Annotated in this window: 13 protein-coding genes and 1 pseudogene; 4 read left to right on the forward strand and 10 right to left on the reverse strand. The window is 72.1% G+C overall.

All coding sequences use genetic code 11. The annotated features are described in order from the left end of the window. Window positions 1-51 precede the first annotated feature (51 nt). Together ACIHCM_RS15600 and ACIHCM_RS15605 are read right to left on the reverse strand one after the other, a co-directional pair. Entirely contained in the window at window positions 52-582 is a 531-nt protein-coding gene (locus ACIHCM_RS15600) for a DoxX family protein (protein WP_399895093.1), read from the reverse strand. 170 nt (window positions 583-752) lie between these two features. After that, window positions 753-2048: a hypothetical protein gene (locus ACIHCM_RS15605; RefSeq protein WP_399895097.1), complete on the reverse strand. Its 1296-nt coding sequence runs from the start codon at window positions 2046-2048 to the stop codon at window positions 753-755. 214 nt (window positions 2049-2262) lie between these two features. Here ACIHCM_RS15605 and ACIHCM_RS15610 point away from each other — a divergent pair, with 214 nt between their 5' ends. After that, complete coding sequence (locus ACIHCM_RS15610; protein ID WP_399895100.1) at window positions 2263-3141, forward strand: DUF4429 domain-containing protein; 879 nt, start codon at window positions 2263-2265, stop codon at window positions 3139-3141. A 7-nt stretch (window positions 3142-3148) separates the two neighbouring features. On the opposite strand, the gene ACIHCM_RS15615 is transcribed toward ACIHCM_RS15610, so the two are convergent. Further along, entirely contained in the window at window positions 3149-3943 is a 795-nt protein-coding gene (locus ACIHCM_RS15615) for a class II aldolase/adducin family protein (protein WP_399895103.1), read from the reverse strand. A 143-nt stretch (window positions 3944-4086) separates the two neighbouring features. Between ACIHCM_RS15615 and ACIHCM_RS15620 the strand changes: the two genes are divergently transcribed. Beyond that, window positions 4087-4560 (forward strand): pyridoxamine 5'-phosphate oxidase family protein, encoded by a 474-nt coding sequence (locus ACIHCM_RS15620; protein WP_399895106.1) that lies wholly within the window; start codon window positions 4087-4089, stop codon window positions 4558-4560. Between the two features lie 3 nt (window positions 4561-4563). On the opposite strand, the gene guaA is transcribed toward ACIHCM_RS15620, so the two are convergent. Beyond that, complete coding sequence (gene guaA, locus ACIHCM_RS15625; protein ID WP_399895109.1) at window positions 4564-6138, reverse strand: glutamine-hydrolyzing GMP synthase; 1575 nt, start codon at window positions 6136-6138, stop codon at window positions 4564-4566. Window positions 6139-6445: 307 nt separating this feature from the next. Between guaA and ACIHCM_RS15630 the strand changes: the two genes are divergently transcribed. Both ACIHCM_RS15630 and ACIHCM_RS15635 read left to right on the forward strand, forming a co-directional pair. Further along, window positions 6446-6739, forward strand: a complete 294-nt coding sequence (locus tag ACIHCM_RS15630) for a chorismate mutase (RefSeq protein WP_399895112.1) — start codon at window positions 6446-6448, stop codon at window positions 6737-6739. Window positions 6740-7350: 611 nt separating this feature from the next. Continuing rightward, window positions 7351-8376, forward strand: a complete 1026-nt coding sequence (locus ACIHCM_RS15635; protein WP_399895115.1) for an LAETG motif-containing sortase-dependent surface protein — start codon at window positions 7351-7353, stop codon at window positions 8374-8376. A gap of 86 nt (window positions 8377-8462) precedes the next feature. Here ACIHCM_RS15635 and ACIHCM_RS15640 read toward each other — a convergent pair whose 3' ends face one another. The 6 genes and pseudogenes from ACIHCM_RS15640 to ACIHCM_RS15665 form a co-directional block, all read right to left on the reverse strand. Next, complete coding sequence (locus ACIHCM_RS15640; protein ID WP_399895119.1) at window positions 8463-10241, reverse strand: GMC oxidoreductase; 1779 nt, start codon at window positions 10239-10241, stop codon at window positions 8463-8465. A gap of 48 nt (window positions 10242-10289) precedes the next feature. Beyond that, complete coding sequence (locus tag ACIHCM_RS15645; RefSeq protein WP_399895122.1) at window positions 10290-11915, reverse strand: succinic semialdehyde dehydrogenase; 1626 nt, start codon at window positions 11913-11915, stop codon at window positions 10290-10292. 104 nt (window positions 11916-12019) lie between these two features. Further along, window positions 12020-13711, reverse strand: a complete 1692-nt coding sequence (locus ACIHCM_RS15650) for a protein kinase (protein ID WP_399895125.1) — start codon at window positions 13709-13711, stop codon at window positions 12020-12022. A 43-nt stretch (window positions 13712-13754) separates the two neighbouring features. Further along, complete coding sequence (locus ACIHCM_RS15655; protein WP_399895128.1) at window positions 13755-15473, reverse strand: protein kinase; 1719 nt, start codon at window positions 15471-15473, stop codon at window positions 13755-13757. Between the two features lie 81 nt (window positions 15474-15554). Further along, window positions 15555-16625: a serine/threonine-protein kinase gene (locus ACIHCM_RS15660; protein ID WP_399895131.1), complete on the reverse strand. Its 1071-nt coding sequence runs from the start codon at window positions 16623-16625 to the stop codon at window positions 15555-15557. 122 nt (window positions 16626-16747) lie between these two features. Beyond that, window positions 16748-18355, reverse strand: a pseudogene (locus ACIHCM_RS15665) (serine/threonine-protein kinase). Window positions 18356-18466 lie beyond the last annotated feature (111 nt).

Here is an 18466-nt window from a genome sequence, read left to right on the forward strand (position 1 = left end):
GCACAAGAGGCTCCCCCCGGCCCGATTTCACGCTGCCGGCCCGAGCCCGCGTCAGCGGTAGTCCGACGGCGCCCGCCGTCGACCCCTGATCACGGCATCCAGTGACCAGTAGGGCGCCCCGGCCAGCACCAGCGGCACCCAGCAAAACATGTACGGGAGATCGTTGCCGTAGTAGTACGGGTCCGAGGCCCAGCTCACGGTGAGCCAGAGGCTGAGGGAGATGAGCGCGCCGCCGAGAGCGGCGAGGCGGGTCAGAAGGCCGAGGAGAACGCCGATGCCGACGGCGAGTTCGCCGAAGGCCATGGCGTAGCCGAAGCCGACGGGGTTCTCCAGGGCCATGTCGACCAGCGCCGGGACGGCCGAGGAGTCCCGGACGGCACGCATCGTGTCGCCGATGGAGCCCGAGCCGGCTTCCTGGAGGAACGCGCTGTCGGTCAGTTTGTCGAGCCCGGCGTAGACGAAGGTGATGCCGAGGAAGACGCGCAGGGGGAGGAGAGCGTAGCGGGTGGCCGTGTCCCGCCAGTCCGCACGGCCGCCGTCGTGGTGGGCGCTTTCGGTATCGGTACGAATACTGTGAGTCATCGATGTGTCGCCGCCTCTCGCACGCCGTGCCGTGGCTTTCAAAAGACCATACGTAGGAAAGGAGGAACCCGCTCGAGCCCGCTCAGGCCCGATTGCATAACGCCCGGCGCTTCGCCCGGCGCTTCACCCGGCACTTCGTTCGAGTCGCGCCCGCCACGAGGACGTACGCGCTACTCCGTGACGTCGATGACGTACGCGTTCGTCTCCACCCCGGCCGCCGTGACCACGCGCACCTCCACCCGTCCGGGCTCCACCTCCGCGGGTACCGGCACGGTCAGGAGGCTGTCGGTGGGGTTGCTGAAGCCGCCGGTGATCGGGACCAGCGGGACATGGACGTGGACCGGGCCGATGCGGACGACCATGCGCGAGAGGCGGTCGGCGGTGCCGGCGCCCGGAGGGACGAAGCCCGCGCCCCGGATCTCGATGTCCTCGCCGGTGCGGATGGGTGCGTCCAGGTCACCCGCCTCGCGGGCACGGACGACGGAGAGGACGACGGGGCGGCCGCCCTCGGCGTACTTGGCCGCGAGATAGGTGGCGGCCGACACCAGGACCACCACCGCCAGCCCCCAGGGCAGGTCGGGCAGCTGCTCGGGGCGGCGGGCCAGCCGTACCGCCGCGAACACCAGGGCGACGGCGCTGACGGCGACGTACTGGATGTCGGCGAAGGTGCCCCGCCCCGAGTCGTCCGTGAGCAGGTCGGCCGCCCTCGGCCGGTCCGCGCGGACCTTCTGCAGCCGTTGCCCGAGGACGCGCAGCCCGACCACCCGCCGCACCAGCACGGCGATCCCGCAGGCCACGGCGAGGACGGTAACCACGCCGGCACCCCGGGCGAGTTCGAGGCCGGCGATCAGCTCGTCGCGGGCGCCGGGCGAGGAGGCGGCGGCAAGTTGCCCCGCCAGCACCAGCACGGCGTAGGCCACGAAGAGCACCCATGTGGCGGCGACCGCTCGGGAGGTCGACAGGCGGTTGTCCTCGCCGACGATCGGGGCCAGGACGCCACCCCGGGCGCGATGGAGGAAGGAGGCCGCCGTCAGGGCCACCGCGACGAGCACCGCCGCGAGCAGTCCCGCCGTGCGTGCCGTCGTCCAGCCCCCGCCGATCGCGGTCAGCGACTGGCCCAGCAGCAACAGCAGGACCAGCCCCCAGACCACGCACGCCGTACGGCGCCACAGGCGGGACAGCCAGGCCTCGCCCTCGGCGCGGGCGCGCTCGGCGACCCCCGCCGCGGACTGGGTCAGTTCGTCGGAGACCCACTGTCGGGAGGCCGAGGCCGAGTGGGCGACGGCCGCGGGCAGGTTCTGCCCGGCCGCGAACTCGTCACGCTTCAGCAGGAACGCGGCCACCGCCCGCCGATGTCCCGCGCGTGCCCCGTGCGGACAGTCCCCGCAGGTGCAGCCACCGTCATGGGCGCTCCCGAACGCGCCTGTGGGCGCCTGTGCGCCCTGCCTCGCCTCCTGCACCGCCACGCCCGACGCCCGCCTTCCGAGAATCCCCGTGCCGCACTCGTCTGCCCCACTCGTCGGTGAGTCGGGGCCCCTGTCAGGCGGCCCGTGCAACTCCCGCGCGATGTCAGCGAATTGTGCCCTACGACACCCGGTACGCGTCCGGCAGGTCGGAGCAGCTGTGTCGGCGTGGGTGAACGGAGGGTCGCCGTGTTGACCCGGCTGCGAGAATTCTCGTATGGCCGAGCTCATCCAGCGTGACGGGACCTGGGCCTTCGACGGCGGTTCGGTCCGCATCACGCCGGGGCTGCACCGCTCCGTGCCGCTGTTCCGGCAGACGTACGGGCAGGTCGTCGTGCCCTTGGAGGCCGTCGCCGGTGTGGTGTACGAGCCCGGCCGCAGGCGGGGGCGGCTCAGGTTACGGTTGCGCGAGGGCGCGGATCCGCTGCTCCAGGCGACCGCAGGGCGGTTGCCCGACGCGGCCGATCCCTATCGGCTGACGGTGGATCCGGACCGTTCGGGGGTCGCCGAGTACGTGGCGGAGGAGATCCGCCAGGCCCTGCTGCTGGACGCGATCCCCGGGGAGCCGGCCCCGGTGTACCTGCTGCCGGGGCCGCCGGTCCCGGTCTCGGTGCGCTCCTCCGACGGGACGGTCTCCTTCGACGGCACACGGGTCAGGATCGACTGGAGCGACGTCTCGGACCGCGTCAAGCGCGCGACCGGACCGCGCATCATCGCCCTGGGCGAGCTGGTGCGGGTCGAATGGCTGCCCAACTCCGGCTCCGAAAACGGATTCCTGCGCTTCGTCACGCACGGCACCGTGAACGCCAGGCTGCCGTCGGAGAAGGATCCGTACGCCCTGGACCTGTGGGGCAGTACCCGCCGCGATCTGCTCACGGCCCTGGTCGCCACCGCGGTCACCGCCCGGCTTCCGCACCCGTCCACCCACACCGCCGCCGGCAGCCCGCCGCGCACGAGGCCGGCCGGGCCCGTGCCGGCCGGCCGTCACGACGTACTGCTGCGACGTCTGCGGGAGTTGGGCGAACTTCACCGGGACGGGGTACTCACGGACGAGGAGTTCGCGACGACGAAGGCGGCGGTGCTCCGGGGGTTCTGAGCGCCTCCTAGGACAGCAGATCGGGCTCCCGGCGCGTGATGTCCTGCCACAGCGGCTGGTAGTTGATCCACGCGACCAGGTCACCGCCGAGCTGTTCCCGGGTCGCGACCGCCTGTTTGTGGTCGATCAGGATCGGGCGGCCCGCCGCCTTGGCGGTCAGCTGTACCTGGCAGGAGCGCTCCATGGACAGAAACCACCAGGCCGCCGCGTCCACCGAGTCGCCGACGGTCAGCAGGCCGTGGTTGCGCAGTACGAGGGCCTTGCGGGAGCCGAGCGCGGCGGCGATCCGGCGCCCCTCCTCGGCGTTGACGGCGACGCCGGTGTAGGCGTCGTACAGCGCGTGGTCCTCGTAGAAGGCGCAGCTCTCCTGGGTGATCGGGTCGAGCAGATCGCCGAGCGCGGCCAGGGCGCGGCCGTGCACGGAGTGGCAGTGGGCCACGGCGACGACGTCGGGGCGGGCGTCGTGCACCTGGGCGTGCACGGTGAAGGCGGCCTGGTTGACGTGGTAGCGGCCCTCCACCACCTGCCCGTCCTGGTTGACCAGCACAAGATCGCTGACGGTGACGTGGCGGAAGGGCATGCCGAACGGATTGACCCAGAAGCAGTCGGTGTACTCGGGGTCGCGGGCGGTGATGTGCCCGGAGACGCCGTCCTCGAAGCCGTACCGGCCGAAGACGCGCAGCGCACCCGCGAGCCGTTCCTTGCGGTGCCGGCGCTCGTCGTCGACCGATTCGTACATCGGCGGCATGGCGAACTGCAGCCGGTCGGTGGGCAGCGGCTGGGGCGGGGTGGGCGCGGGCATCGGTCCTCCGGCGCTGGGTTCCGGTACGGAGCGGAAGTTACCCGCGGTCAGCGCAGGAGAACAGGGCTTCGGTGACACGGGCGACACTCCGGCACCGCGCATACCCGACAGAAGATGTCCGGTTTCGGCGTCAGACTCGTCGTATGGCAGCGAACTGGGCAACCTTCACCACCGCCGAACCCGATCTGGGCAAGACCGTCGAGGCACGCTTCGGCGCCTACACCCACCACGTCCTCGCGACCCTGCGCAAGGACGGCTCGCCGCGCACCACGGGGCTGGAGGTGCGGTTCACCGGCGGTGAGCTGTGGCTCGGCATGATGCCGGACTCGCTCAAGGCTCTCGACCTGCGCCGGGACGCGCGCTTCGCGCTGCAGGCGAACCCCGGGGAGGGTACGTCGATGGGCGGCGGGGACGTGCGGATCGCCGGACGGGCGATCGAGGTCGAGGACCCGGCGACGAAGGCCGGGTACCACGAAGAGGTGGAACCGCCGGAGCCGTTCCACCTCTTCCGCACCGAACTGACGGAGGTCGTACGGACCTACGTCGAGGACGACACGCACCTCGTCGTCCAGGTCTGGAAGCCCGGCACTCCCCTGCGCACGGTCAAACGCACGTAGGGCTCACTCCCACTCGATCGTCCCCGGCGGCTTCGACGTCACGTCGAGCACGACCCGGTTGACGTCCCGCACCTCGTTGGTGATCCGGGTGGAGATCCGGGCGAGGACGTCGTACGGCAGACGCGACCAGTCGGCCGTCATGGCGTCCTCGGACGAGACGGGGCGCAGCACGACCGGGTGGCCGTACGTCCGGCCGTCACCCTGGACGCCGACCGAGCGGACGTCCGCGAGCAGCACGACCGGGCACTGCCAGATGTCGCGGTCGAGGCCGGCGGCCGTCAGCTCCTCGCGGGCGATGGCGTCGGCGTCGCGGAGCAGGTCGAGCCGCTCCTTGGTCACCTCGCCGACGATACGGATGCCCAGTCCCGGTCCCGGGAACGGCTGGCGCTGGACGATCTCCTCCGGCAGGCCCAACTCCTGGCCGACCATCCGGACCTCGTCCTTGAACAGCTTGCGCAGCGGCTCGATCAGCTGGAACTCGAGGTCCTCGGGGAGGCCGCCGACGTTGTGGTGGGACTTGATGTTGGCGGTGCCGGTGCCGCCGCCGGACTCGACCACGTCGGGGTAGAGCGTGCCCTGGACCAGGAACTCCACCGCCGGGCCCTCGTCAGCGATGATCTCGGCCTGGGCCTGCTCGAACACGCGGATGAACTCACGGCCGATGATCTTCCGCTTCTCCTCCGGGTCGGAGACGCCCTTGAGGGCGTTGAGGAAGCGCTCCTCGGCGTCGACGACCTTCAGCTGCACGCCGGTGGCCGCGACGAAGTCCTTCTCGACCTGCTCCGTCTCGCCCTTGCGCATCAGGCCGTGGTCGACGTACACGCACGTCAGCTGCGAGCCGATGGCCTTCTGGACGAGGGCGGCGGCGACGGCGGAGTCCACGCCGCCGGACAGGCCGCAGATGGCGCGCTTGTCGCCGACCTGTGCGCGGATCGCCTCGACCTGCTCCTCGATCACGTTGCCGGTGGTCCAGGACGGGGTGAGGCCGGCGCCGCGGTAGAGGAAGTGCTCCAGGACCTGCTGGCCGTGCGTGGAGTGCATGACCTCGGGGTGGTACTGGACGCCGTACAGCTTCTTCTCGTCGTTCTCGAACGCGGCGACCGGGACCACGTCCGTGGAGGCCGTGACGCTGAAGCCCTCGGGGGCGGCGGAGCAGGCGTCGCCGTGCGACATCCACACGGCCTGCTCGGCCGGGGTGCCCTCGAAGAGGGTGGAGGACGACCGGGAGACGTGCAGATCGGTACGGCCGTACTCACGGGCGCCGGTGTTGTCGACGGTGCCGCCGAGGCTCTGCGCCATCAGCTGGAAGCCGTAGCACATGCCGAAGACGGGGACACCGGCCTCGAAGAGCTCGCGGTCCAGACGGGGCGCGCCCTCCTCGTACACCGACGAAGGACCGCCGGACAGGATGATCGCCGCCGGGTTCCTGGCGAGCATGTCCGTCACCGGCATGGTGCTCGGCACGATCTCGCTGTAGACCCGGGCCTCGCGGACGCGTCGGGCGATGAGCTGGGCGTACTGCGCACCGAAGTCGACGACCAGGACGGTGTCGGGGGCGGCGGGGGTCGCTGATGACACGGGTTGCCTTCCGGCGTCTTGAAAAGGGCTGTACCACCGATTCTAACGGCGCTGCCGCACGTGACCGCCGTCTCAGGATACGAACCGGATTGGCGACCGCCCGGGGCCACGGCATACTGGCCCCATGCTCACGCACCCGACCTTCCGCTTTACCTATGGCAACCGGCCCGCCGGCTGCCATGGTCGTGCTGCTTGAGCAACTGACAAGCGACTTCCCAGGCGCCCCGGGCCGACAAGGTCCGGGGCGCTCGGCGTTCCAGGGGGCCTTGTCCGTGCCGGGGCCGCACCCCACGAGGAGCCCCCGATCATGACCACCACCGCAGCGGCGGCCGGCAGGACCGGCGCCCGAACCGACGAGGCCGCCGAGCTGATCAGCGGCGCGCGCGAACGCATCGACGCGCTCGACGACCGGATCATCGGCCTGATCCAGGAGCGGATGGCCGTCTCCGCCGTGATCCAGGAGGCCCGCATCACCTCCGGCGGCCGGCGCGTGAACCTCTCCCGCGAGATGGAGGTGCTCGGCCGCTACCGGCAGGAGCTCGGCAAGCCGGGCACCGCCCTCGCCATGACGCTTCTCGAACTGTGCAGGGGCCGCGTCTGAGCTTCGAACTGGACGGGCATCGCTTCTGAGTTCGCACCCCCTCTCACCCGTACGGCGCGTGACCGCCGCCCGCGAGGCTTCGTTGGTCCCGGTGTCCGTGCCAGCCAGGGGCGGGCCCGAAAGAACCACGCGTGGCTCGCTGGGGCGATGAGACGTACGGATCGTGCCGTGCGTCGTGGGACCTCGCTCCAGAAAGTGACCGGACGGCAGGGGACAGCAGCCCGGTCACACCAAGAGAACGGCCGGCTCCGGGGACGCCCGGGGCCGGCCGGCGGACCTGTCCGAAGCGACGACGTACCCGCGGTCGAGACCATCCGGAAGCAAGCGGCGCAACCCCCCGGCGCCGCTTCCAGGCACCGGCGCTGCCCTGACGCCGGTGCTGACGAGAGAAGGGCCCCGCGGCTCCGCCCCGCGGGGCCCTTCTTCATGCCCCGTCACCCGCTCATCGGCTGCCCCGGGCCGCCCGGCCCGATCAAGTGGTCCAGCTCACATAAGTTCTGTGTGAAGCGCGGACAACCATTCACCGGCCTTGGTGATCAAACCTGCAATAACACTGGGCCACATCCGTACCCCCATACGCGGAGCCCTTCCGACTCAGCAGGTAGGTCTTCATGAAGCTTCGCCGTGCCCTGGCAGTCGCCGCCGCGACGGCCGCGATAGCCCCGATGGCTCTGCTCGCGGCGCCGGGTGCGTACGCAACCGATTCCCCGAGCCCCAGCACCTCGGAGTCGGCCTCCGAGACGGCGACCGTCTCCCCGCCCCCGTCCGACACCCAGTCGCCCCCCGCGAGCGACCCGGGCACTCCGTCCGGCGGCCCGAGCCAGTCGGTCACCACGGACCCGACCGCGACGGGCAGCGCGCCTGCGACCGCCACCACCGAGCCGGCCGGATCGACCTCACCCTCGGCCTCCACCACCGTGAGCCCCTCCCCGAGCAGCTCCGCGCCGGAGGAGGACCTCTGCGAGAACGCGGACGAAGAGTCGCTCGGCCTCAGCGAAGACCTGACCAGTGGCCTGTCGGGCCTGCCCGAGACGATCGTGGCCGGCAGCGGCTGGACCGAGTTCTCCTTCGACGTCTCCAACAACGGTGACGAGCCGATCAAGAAGATCAAGCCGCTGATCGGCGTCGCCGCGTTCGGCTGGGACGAAGAGGACTACTCCGGCGAGATCGTCGTCCAGGTCTTCGACAAGGCCGCGGGCAGCTGGAACACCTTGGCGGACGCGGCCGGCGAGGGCGCGACCTTCCCCGCCTTCGACCTCGGCGCGGGCCAGTCCACCTCCTACCCGCTGCGTCTGAGCGTCAGCGGCAAGGTGCCCGACGCCATCGGCCTGACCGGCGGCTTCGCGCAGTACTCGGACGCCGAGGGCTGCTGGATGGCCGACGACCCGAACGGCTGGTTCTACGTCTTCGACATCCTCGCCGCGGGCTCGGACGCCGGTGACCCTCAGGACGCCAAGCCGCAGGGCGGGATGGCCGAGCTGGACGAGGTCAACGACGTGGACGCCACGGGCAGCCTCGCCGAGACGGGTTCCAGCTCCGCGCTGCCCATGATCGGTCTGGTCGGCGGGGTCGCCGTCGTCGCCGGTGCGGGCGCGCTGTTCGTCGTCCGGCGCAAGAAGGCCGGTGCGCAGGCGTAAGCACGCCTGAACCAGACAAAGGGAGAGGGAGCTGCGCTCGGAGGGGGGCGCAGGTCCCTCTCTCTTCTTTCCGGACCTGACCAGCCCTACTTCTTGGGCGGGACGGCCGGGATCCCCAGGAACGGCAGCCGCAGCGCGCCGAACGCGTCCGCCGGGACCGCCGGGGACTTCGGCTCGACCGGCTTCAGGCGTTCGTACGCCGTGCCCTGCCGCGGGCGTGGGTCGGCCTCGCCCTTGTTGGGCCAGTACGACATGGCGCGCTCGGCCTGCGCGGTGATGGTGAGGGACGGGTTGACGCCCAGGTTCGCGGTGACGGCCGCACCGTCGACGACGGAGATGCCCGGGTGGCCGTACAGGCGGTGGTAGGGGTCGATCACGCCGGTCTCGCGGGAGTCACCGATCGGGCAGCCGCCGAGGAAGTGCGCGGTGAGCGGGGTGCCCATCAGTTCGCCGATGTTGCTTCCGGCGAAGCCGCCTATCTCGGCGGCGATCGCCGACGCGCCCTCGGAAGCGGCCTTGATCTGCTTGGGGTTCGGCGCGCCGTGCCCCTGCTTGGCGGTCAGCAGGCCCTTGCCGACGCCGTCCGGCTTCAGATACGTCGTCAGCGAGTTGTCCAGCGACTGCATCACCAGGCCGATGATGGTCCGCTCCGACCAGCGGTGGTTGTTGAGGGAGCGGAGCATCTGGAGGGGATGGCGGGCGGCGTTGCGCAGGAACGCCAGGGCGCGGGAGGAACCGTCCGCGTAGGGGATCTGGAGGATCGCCATGCCGCCCATCGCGTTGGAGCCCTTGCCGTAGCGGACCGGCTCGATGTGGGTGTCGGCGTCCGGGTGGATGGACGACGTGATCGCGACGCCGCGGGTGAAGTCGACCTTCCGCTCGCCGGTGACCTTGCGGTAGCGCCGGTTGGTGGTCTGGGCGCCGACCAGGGCCTCGGAGTTGGTGCGGGTGAGTTCGCCCAGGCGCTCCGACAGGTACGGCAGTCGGCCGCCCGCCTTCATCCGGTGCAGCAGGGTCTGGGTGCCGTAGGTGCCGGCGGCCAGGACGACGCGCCGGGCGCGGAAGGTGCGGCCGCCGCCCTTCCCGCGCCTGCCGGTGGGCAGGGTGGTGACGGCGTACCCGCCCTGTGAGTCGTCCGTGACGGAGACGACCGTGGTCATGGGGTGGACGACCGCGCCCGCCTTCTCGGCGAGGTAGAGGTAGTTCTCGTTGAGGGTGTTCTTCGCGCCGTGGCGGCAGCCGGTCATGCACTCGCCGCACTCGGCGCAGGCGCGGCGGGCCGGTCCCGCCCCGCCGAAGTAGGGGTCGGCGGCCTCCTCGCCGGGACGCGCCGTGGCCTTGCCGTCGGCGTCCTTGCCGTCGCCGAAGAAGACGCCGACCGGCGCCATGTGGAAGCTGTCGCCGACGCCCATCCGCTGTGCTGCGGCCTTCAGATGGACGTCGGAGGGGGTCATCGTCGGGTTCAGCCGCACGCCGAGCATGCGCTGGGCCTGGTCGTAGTACGGCGCCAGCTCCTGCTGCCAGTCGGTGATGTGGCCCCACTGGGGGTCCTCGAAGAAGGGTTTCGGCGGTACGTAGAGGGTGTTGGCGTAGTTGAGCGAGCCGCCGCCGACGCCCGCGCCGGCCAGCACCATGACGTTGCCGAGCAGATGGATGCGCTGGAGGCCGTACATGCCGAGCTTGGGGGCCCACAGGTAGTTCTTCAGGTCCCAGGAGTTCTTCGGGAGGGTGTCCCGGGTGAAGCGGCGGCCTGCTTCCAGGACGCCGACCTTGTAGCCCTTCTCCGTGAGGCGCAGGGCGGTGACGGAACCGCCGAAGCCGGAGCCCACGACGATGACGTCGTAGTCATAGGCGTCCTGTGGCACGTGTTCTCCTCGTCGAGTGTGCGTGCGGGGCCTGGGGTGGGGAGGGACTCAGCGGAACCTGAGTGCCTTCATCACCCGCAGGCTGCGGCTCATGAAGGCCGCGTACTTCTCGTCGTCCATGCCCAGCGACGGGGCCATCGGCAGCAGGCGCTGGTGGGCGATCGTCTGGGCCTCGGTGTACTTGAGGATGCCCTCGGAGCCGTGGCGGCGGCCCAGGCCGGAGTCCTTCATGCCGCCCATCGGGGACTGGACGCTGCCGTAGGCCGGCGCGTAGCCCTCGTTGATGTTGACGGTGCCGGTGCGCAGCCGGGCGGCGACCTCGCGGCCGCGGCGGGCGTCCTTCGTCCAGACCGAGGAGTTCAGGCCGTACGGCGTGGAGTTGGCGTGCTCCACGGCCTCGTCGTCGGACGAGAAGCGGTAGAGGGAGACGACCGGGCCGAAGGTCTCCTCGGTGCAGACCGCCATGGGCGGCTCGACGCCGTCGAGGATGGTCGGCTCGTAGAAGTACGGGCCGATGTCCGGGCGGGCGGTGCCCCCCGCGACCAGCTTGGCGCCCTTGGCCACCGCCTCCTCCACGTGCCGCTTGACGGTCTCCAGCTGGCGTTCGCCCACCAGCGAGCCCATGTCGGCGCCGTACGCGAGGGACCTGCCCAGCCGCATGGCCTTCGTGCGGGCGGCGAAGCGCTCCACGAAGGCGTCGGCGACCGACTCGTGGACGTACAACCGCTCGATGGAGATGCACAGTTGACCGGCGGAGGAGAAGCAGGCACGGACGGCGCCCGCGGCCGCCTTCTCCACGTCCGCGTCCTCCAGCACCACCATGGCGTTCTTGCCGCCCAGTTCGAGGGAGACGCCGACCAGACGGGCGGCGGCACCCTGCGCGACCTCGCGGCCGGTGCGGGTGGAGCCGGTGAAGGAGACGTAGTCGGCGTGCTTGACGACCTCGGGGCCGACGACCGGGCCCTCACCGAGCACGACCTGGAAGACGTCGGCGGGCAGCCCGGCCTCGATGAGCAGGTCACGGGCCCAGAGCGCGGTGAGGCAGGTCTCCGTGTCGGGCTTCATCACCACGGCGTTGCCCGCGACGAAGGCCGGCAGGGCGTCGCCGACGGACAGCTCCAGTGGGTAGTTCCACGGGGCGATCTGGCCGACCACGCCACGCGGGTGGCGCAGTTCGGTGACCTTGGTGAGGGTCGGGATGGCGCCGGTGTGCCGCTTGGGCTTCAGGTAGGCGCCGGCCTTGCGGCCGTAGTGCCGGGCCGCGACGGCCACGGCCTGCACCTCCTCGTGGGCGTGCAGCCGGGCCTTGCCGGTCTCCAGCTGGATCAGGTCGAGGACCTCGGCCTGGCGTTCCAGCACCAGGTCGTGGAAGCGGAGCAGGACGGCCGCCCGCCGCCGTACCGGCGTCTGCGCCCAGACCGCCTGTGCGGCGCGGGCCGCGGCGAACGCCTTCTCCACGTCCTGCGGCGTGGACTCGGGCAGGTCGGCCAGCTTCTCCCCGGTCAACGGCGAGTGGTTGGCGGTCCGGCCGGAACCTGCCACGCCCCGGGTGAGCTGGACGACCAGCTCGGGGGTGACCACGTCCTCGGCGGTGCGGGCGCCCTCGGGTGCGGGGGCGAGGGGGTTGGTGCCGGTGGTGTGCGTGGCCTGCTCCAGGGCCTGCGAGTCCGTCATGAGCCGCAGGGTATGCCGCGCCGAAGGCTTTGTGTACCCGTCGGTAATGGGGATTCACCGAGTACACACATGCCGCCAGTGATCACTGGCAACAAACCCGCTGATCAGGGCGTTGGCGAGCCCGGACCGGTCTCGATCAGCAGCCGGCCGCGGGCACCCCTGAACACGGCGGTGCCCTCTTTCTCGCCGGGCGTGCCGTGGGGCATGTCGACGCGCAGCTCGTACATGCGGGTGCCGCCGGAGCGGATCACCAGCTGCATGACGCGGGACGGGTCCTCCGCCCTGTTGTAGGTGGTGTCGGCGAGGACGGCCTCCCGGCCGTCGAACGTCGTGCGGGTGTAGCGCGTACGGGCGTCGCCGTCGTAGCTGTCCCAGGTGACGTGCGCGGCGCGGGCCCGGGTCATCGGCGAGCCGGGTGCCTTGTCCCACCGGGTGAGGCGGACCTGGACGGTGCGGTCGAGGTCGTAGACGACCAGGCGCGGCACATCGCCGGCCCCGCCCTCGCGGGCGGTCTCCTCGTAGCCGCCGGGGAGAAAGAGGACGGCGGCCAGGTCCTTCTCGCGGTGCGCGGTCCACGCGGCGCCGGGCGCGGTGACGCCGGGTGCGGCGCTGGGGGTGGCGGTGCGCTCCGTGGCCGACGCGTCGCCGGCCACGGGCCGGAAGGAGGACGTCGCGAACCAGACGCCGCCGGCGAGGAGGGCGCCGAGCAGGACGGCGGGTGCCGGACCCCGCAAGGGGTGACGGGCCCGCCCTGTGGACGTGTCCGGCTCTTCCGTCCCGACCGCCCCCGGCTCCGGCGAGGAGGACGCCACCCCCGGCAGCCCCACCCGCTCCCCCGGTACGACCGCCCCCGGCTCCGGCGAGGACGAGGGCGCCCCCGGCAACCGAACGTTCCCGGACTCGGACTCCGCCGGGTCCGCGCCTTCCTGACCGGCCGTCACCGTGCCGTCCGGCGCCTCCGGCCGCCCCTCGGCCACCGCCCTCAGCCCCGCGGCGACCTCCTCGGGCGCCGGGCGCCGCTCGGGGTCCCTCGCCAGCAGCCGTACGAGCAGTGGGCCCAGCGGGCCTGCCTGCTTCGGCTCGGGCGGATCCGCGGCGAGGATCGCGGCGAGTGTCGACTCCGGCGTCGTACGGCGGTAAGGGGGACGTCCTTCCACGGCGGTGTACAGGACAGCGCCCAGGGACCACAGGTCCGAGGCGGGGCCCGCGGTGCGGCCGGACATGCGCTCCGGGGCGACGAACTCCGGGGACCCGGCGAACTCGCCCCCGGCGGCGAGGGGTTCCCCACCCGGCACGTGGGCGACGCCGAAGTCGGTGAGGACGACGCGCCCGTGCGGGCCGAGCAGGACGTTGGCGGGTCTGACGTCGCGGTGCACGATGCCGACCGCGTGGGCGGCCCGCAGGGCGCCGAGGACGGCGAGGCCGATGCGGGCGGACTCGGCGGGCGGGACCGGGCCGCGTCGCAGTGCCGCGTGCAGCGACTCGCCCCGCACCAGCTCCATGACGATCCAGGGGATGCCGTCCTCCTCCACGACGTCGTGGATGGTGACGGCGGACCGGTGGCCGACGCGGGCCGCGGCACGGGCCTCGTGGTACAGACGGTGGGCGGCCCGGCGGTGGGAACCGTCCTCCGGGCCGCCCGGCAACCGGGGCTCCTTGACGGCGACTTCGCGCCCGGCGCGTTCGTCACGCGCGCGCCAGACGGTGCCCGTGCGGCCGGATCCGATGCGTTCCCTCAACCGGTAGCGTCCGCCGACCAGACGTCCGTCGCGCTGGAGTTCGCCGCCGTCACTCATGCCCCATGACTACCCCGCGCGACACGTGTTTGTCGACGCGCGTTCAGAGCTTGTCGACGTCCAGGTTGGCGATCGCCACCCGGGCCACCTCGCGGCCGCGTTCGGTGAAGTCGCCCTTGCCCGGGTAGCTGATCGTGAGCTTGTACATGTCCTCGTCGCGGTTCATGTAGTAGAAGATCTGCACCTCGCGGGGGCGCGGATGCTGACTGTCGGTCGTCGTGTACACGATCGTGTTCTGCGCGGCGTCCCTGCCCTGGTACTTGATCCCGTCGTCCGGCTTCGTGACGGGGTTCTCCGGCATGCCGAAGTCGTAGCTGCCGCTCTCCTCGAAGACGCGGTTGTCCTCGTACATCTCGGCGCCCGCGGACGCCTGGATGGAGTTGCCCGTGTCCTCGGACTTCTTGTCGAGGCGCAGCCCGATCCAGATGGCGCCGCTCGGGTCGGTGTACGTCACCCAGTGGCTGTCGTCGGTGCCCTCGGGCACGGTCCTCCCGTAGCCGTCGGGATGCACGAGGGTCGCGGCGACGTCCTTCTCCGCCTTGGTCTTCCAGCCGTCGGGCAGCGGGCCCGCGAACGGGTCGGCGAGCACCAGGTACGCCGCCACCGCGGCCGCCACGACCGCCGCGCCCAGCCCGAGCAGCGCCTTGCGGCCGACCCGGATGCCGCCCCGGCCGCCGTCACCGCCGCCCACCGTCACGACCTGCGTGGCGACCGGCGCCGGCGGGTTGGCGGCCGCCTCCAGCAGGGAGCGGACCTGGACGGCGTTCGGGCGGCGCGCCGGGTCCTTCTGGAGCAGGCCGTTGATGACCTCGGCCAGCGGCCCGGACGCCGAAGCGGGGGGCGCGGGCGTGGCGTTGAGGACGGACTGAAGGGTGGCCGGGGTGTTGCTGCGGCGGAACGGCGACACGCCCTCCGTGGCCGCGTAGAGCACGACGCCCAGCGACCACAGGTCCGACGCGGGGCCGGGGCGCTGGCCGAGCACGCGCTCCGGGGCGATGTACTCGGGCGAGCCGACGAAGCCGCCGGTGTCGGTCAGGTTCGTCTCGCCCTCGATCTGCGCGATGCCGAAGTCGGTGAGGACGACGCGGTCGTGCCGGCCGAGCAGGACGTTGTCCGGCTTGACGTCCCGGTGCAGGATGCCGGCGGCGTGCGCGGCCTGCAGCGCGCCCAGCACCTCCAGGCCGATGGTGGCCGACTCACGGGCGGAGAGGGTGCCCTCCTGGAGCGCGTCACCGAGGGAACGTCCCTGCACCAGCTCCATCACGATCCACGGTCTGCCGTCCACCACCGCGACGTCGTGCACGTTGACCACCGCCGGGTGGTCCAGCCGGGCCGCGGCGCGGGCCTCGCGGCGCATCCGCTCGAACGCGTTGGCGCGTTCACGCTCGGGAAGGTGGTCCGGAACGCGGGGTTCCTTGACCGCGACCTCCCGGTCCACCGTCTCGTCCTTGGCGCGCCACACCGTGCCCATGCCACCGTGCCCGAGCTTGGCGAGCAGCCGGTAGCGGCCGGCGATCAGCCGCCCGGCACCGGGTTCGCCGTGCTGCGGCTCATGCGGCGCCTGGTGCGCGGGCTGCTGGGGCGCGGGGTGTGCGGGCTGTCGCGGCGGCTGCCGAGTGGGGTGCTGCTGCTCCGGCACGAGGGGGGCGGGCGACGCGTACGGGTTGTTCGGGAGCGGTACTGCGGCCGGCCGCGCCGGCGGTTGCAGACCGAAATGCGTTGGCTCGTCAGCCCCGTGGTGGGCTCCCCCGTTGTTGCTCATGCGTCCATGCATATCGCGGTGGGCGCCTTCGCATCCACCGCGCGGGCCCACCGGTCACAGACCCGTGACTCAGGTCGTCGCTTATCTCCTGTTTGGCGCGCTGTGGGAAGCACCGGCGGACGGCGACGCGGACGTGCTCGACGACGTACTGAACGATGTGCTGGGCGCCGGGCTCACCGGCGGACCGTCACCGCCCCCGGAGCCCCCGTTCACGAACAGCGCCGCCGCCGAGACCCCCGCCGCCACCATCGCGACGACCAGCAGCGCGATCACCAGCCGGTCCCGGGGGGTGCGTTGCAGGCGGGACGGCTCCCGGGTGCGGCCCGTTTCCAGGAAGTCCCGCAGCATCCGCTCGGCCTGCGTCGCGTCCAGCCGCCGCTCCGGATCGCGTTCCAGCAGACCGTGTACGACCGGCAGCAGCGGGCCTGCCTGCTCGGGCGGCCGGATCGGCGCGGCGACCACGGCGTGCAGCAGGCCGCCCAGCGAGTCACGGTGGAACGGCGACTCACCGCTGACCGACGTGCACAGCAGCACGCCGAGCGACCACAGGTCGGAGGCCGGCCCCGTCCCCGACCCCGACATCCGCTCGGGCGCCGTGTATTCGGGCGAGCCCACGAACGTCCCCGACTCGGTGAGCGTGGTCGCGCCCTCGACCTGGGCGACGCCGAAGTCGGTGAGGACGACCCGGCCGGTGCCGGACTCGATGAGGACGTTCGCCGGCTTCAGGTCGCGGTGCAGGACACCGGCCTCGTGCGCCGCGCGCAGCGCTCCGAGCAGGGCGACGCCGATCCGGGCGGCCTCGCGCGCGTCGACCGGGCCGTCCGTGGCGAGCCGGTCGGCCAGGGAGCCGCCGTCGATCAACTCCATGACGATGTAGAGGCGTTCGTCGTGCTCGACGACGTCGTGGACGACGCTGATGTGCGGGTGGCGCAACTGGGCCAGCGCACGGGCCTCGCGCAAGGTGCGGTCGCGTGAGGAGCGGGCACGGGCGGCCGACGGGGAGTCGTCCGTGACGAGTTCCTTGACGGCCACCTCACGGCCGAGAAGTTGGTCGGTGGCACGCCAGACGACGCCCATGCCACCCCGTCCGACCGTCGCCTGAAGGCGGTAACGGCCCGCGATGACACGCTCGTCGGACCCCTCGCTCCCCATGAGCACATCATGCCCCAGCCGGAGCGGGACCCTCCGGGCCGAACGGGTGGCGTGGCCGACAAACGCCCATGTCGCGAGGGTGCCGTTGCGCGCTCAACCGTCCGGCCGGGCGGTCACACCCGTCAGGACGGACCTCTCGGCCGCCACCCCTGCAGCACGTTGCCGAACTGTTCCCGCGTCGTCTCCCAGTCCGCCGCGGGCGCCGACATTTAGATCGCGTACTCGACCCCGTCCCGGGTCATGTACATCTCCTCGATCGCCCGGCGCGGCCCCGCGTACGCGCCGGGGTCGCTCTCCAGCGCGGTCCACGTGTACTCCCACCGGGCACTCTCACGGTCCCGGTAGGTGCTCCTCTCCAGGGTCACGCGCTGATACTGCGCGAGCCTCTGCAGCTGCTCCTCCAGGTCCAGCTGGTGCTCGTAGGGGTCGTCGAAGTCCGGCGACTTGTCGACGGCGATACGGATCAGGTGCGTGCCGTCGTCGGGCGTGTAGTCGATCTGTGTGAGGTCACCCTGGACGCCGTACACCTTGCGCTGCCAACTGGCGTCGGGCAGCGAGAGGCTGAAACCCGCCGGGTCGTCCCTGCGCACCCAGGTGGCCGGGACGGACTCCTGGGGTTCCGGTGAGTCCGAGGGGGTGACGGACGAACCGGCCGACGGGGAGGGGCTGTTCCCGGCGTGGCCCTTGTCCCACTGCTGCACCACCACCGCCCCGGCCCCGCCGACGACGGCCGCCATGGCCACGACGAGGGCCAGCGTGCGCAGCCGCAGCCGCCGGCGCGTCGGCACGGCCGCCGGTACGGGTGCGGACGGGGGGCCGACCAGGTCGGGCCGGGAGTGCTCGCGGGTCTCCTGCCGGGCCGGGCCTGCCTCCGGCCGCCGCGCCGGAGGCACGAGCACCTCGGTCACCTGCGGGCTGCCCCCGCCGGCCACCTCGGCGAGCAGCCGCTCCGCCTCGTCGGAGGCGGGCCGCGCGGCCGGTTCCTTGCGCAGCAGGGCGGTGATCACGGGTCCGAGCGGACCGGCGTACCGGGGCTCGGCGGGGTGCTCCTCGACGACGGCCTGCATGGTGGACAGCGGCGAGGTGCGGCGGAACGGCGAGGTGCCCTCCACCGCCGTGTACAGCGTCGCGCCGAGCGCCCACAGGTCGGAGGCCGGTCCCGGGTCGTGTCCGCGGACCCGCTCGGGGGCGAGGTAGTCGACCGACCCGACGACCTCTCCGGTGCGAGTGATCGTCGTGTCGCCGTCGATCTGCGCGATGCCGAAGTCGGTGAGCAGGACACGGCCGTCGTCGGCGAGCAGGACGTTGCCGGGCTTGACGTCCCGGTGCAGGACACCAGCGGTGTGCGCGGCGCGCAGGGCGCGCAGCACCCACATGCCGATCCGGGCGGCCTCGGCCGGTTCGACCCGGCCCTGCGCCTTGACCGCGTCGGCGAGCGAGCGGCCCTCGACCAGTTCCATCACGATCCATGGCCGGCCGTCGTGTTCGAGCACGTCATGGACGGTGACGACGGCCGAGTGGTTGATCCGCGCGGCCGCCCGTGCCTCCGCCCGGGTGCGGGCCAGCAGGACGGCCTGGTCGCTGTCGGAGACATAGAGCGCCGCGGTCAGCTCCTTGATCGCGACCGCCCGGTGCAGCACCTCGTCGTGGGCACGCCACACTCGTCCCATGCCGCCGCTGCCGATGGCGTCGGTGAGCCGGTAGCGGCCTCCGATGAGCCGGCCCTGCATCTGATTCACGTTTCCCCGCAATGTTCTTGACAGGTTCAGCGTAGGGACCGGCCCGCGAACGGGGAACCACGGGGACCCCACGGAAACCGCACTGTGACGGTTGTCGCTTTC

Origin of the sequence: Streptomyces sp. NPDC052023, assembly GCF_044548465.1 — a bacterium.
Taxonomy (GTDB): Bacteria; Actinomycetota; Actinomycetes; order Streptomycetales; family Streptomycetaceae; genus Streptomyces.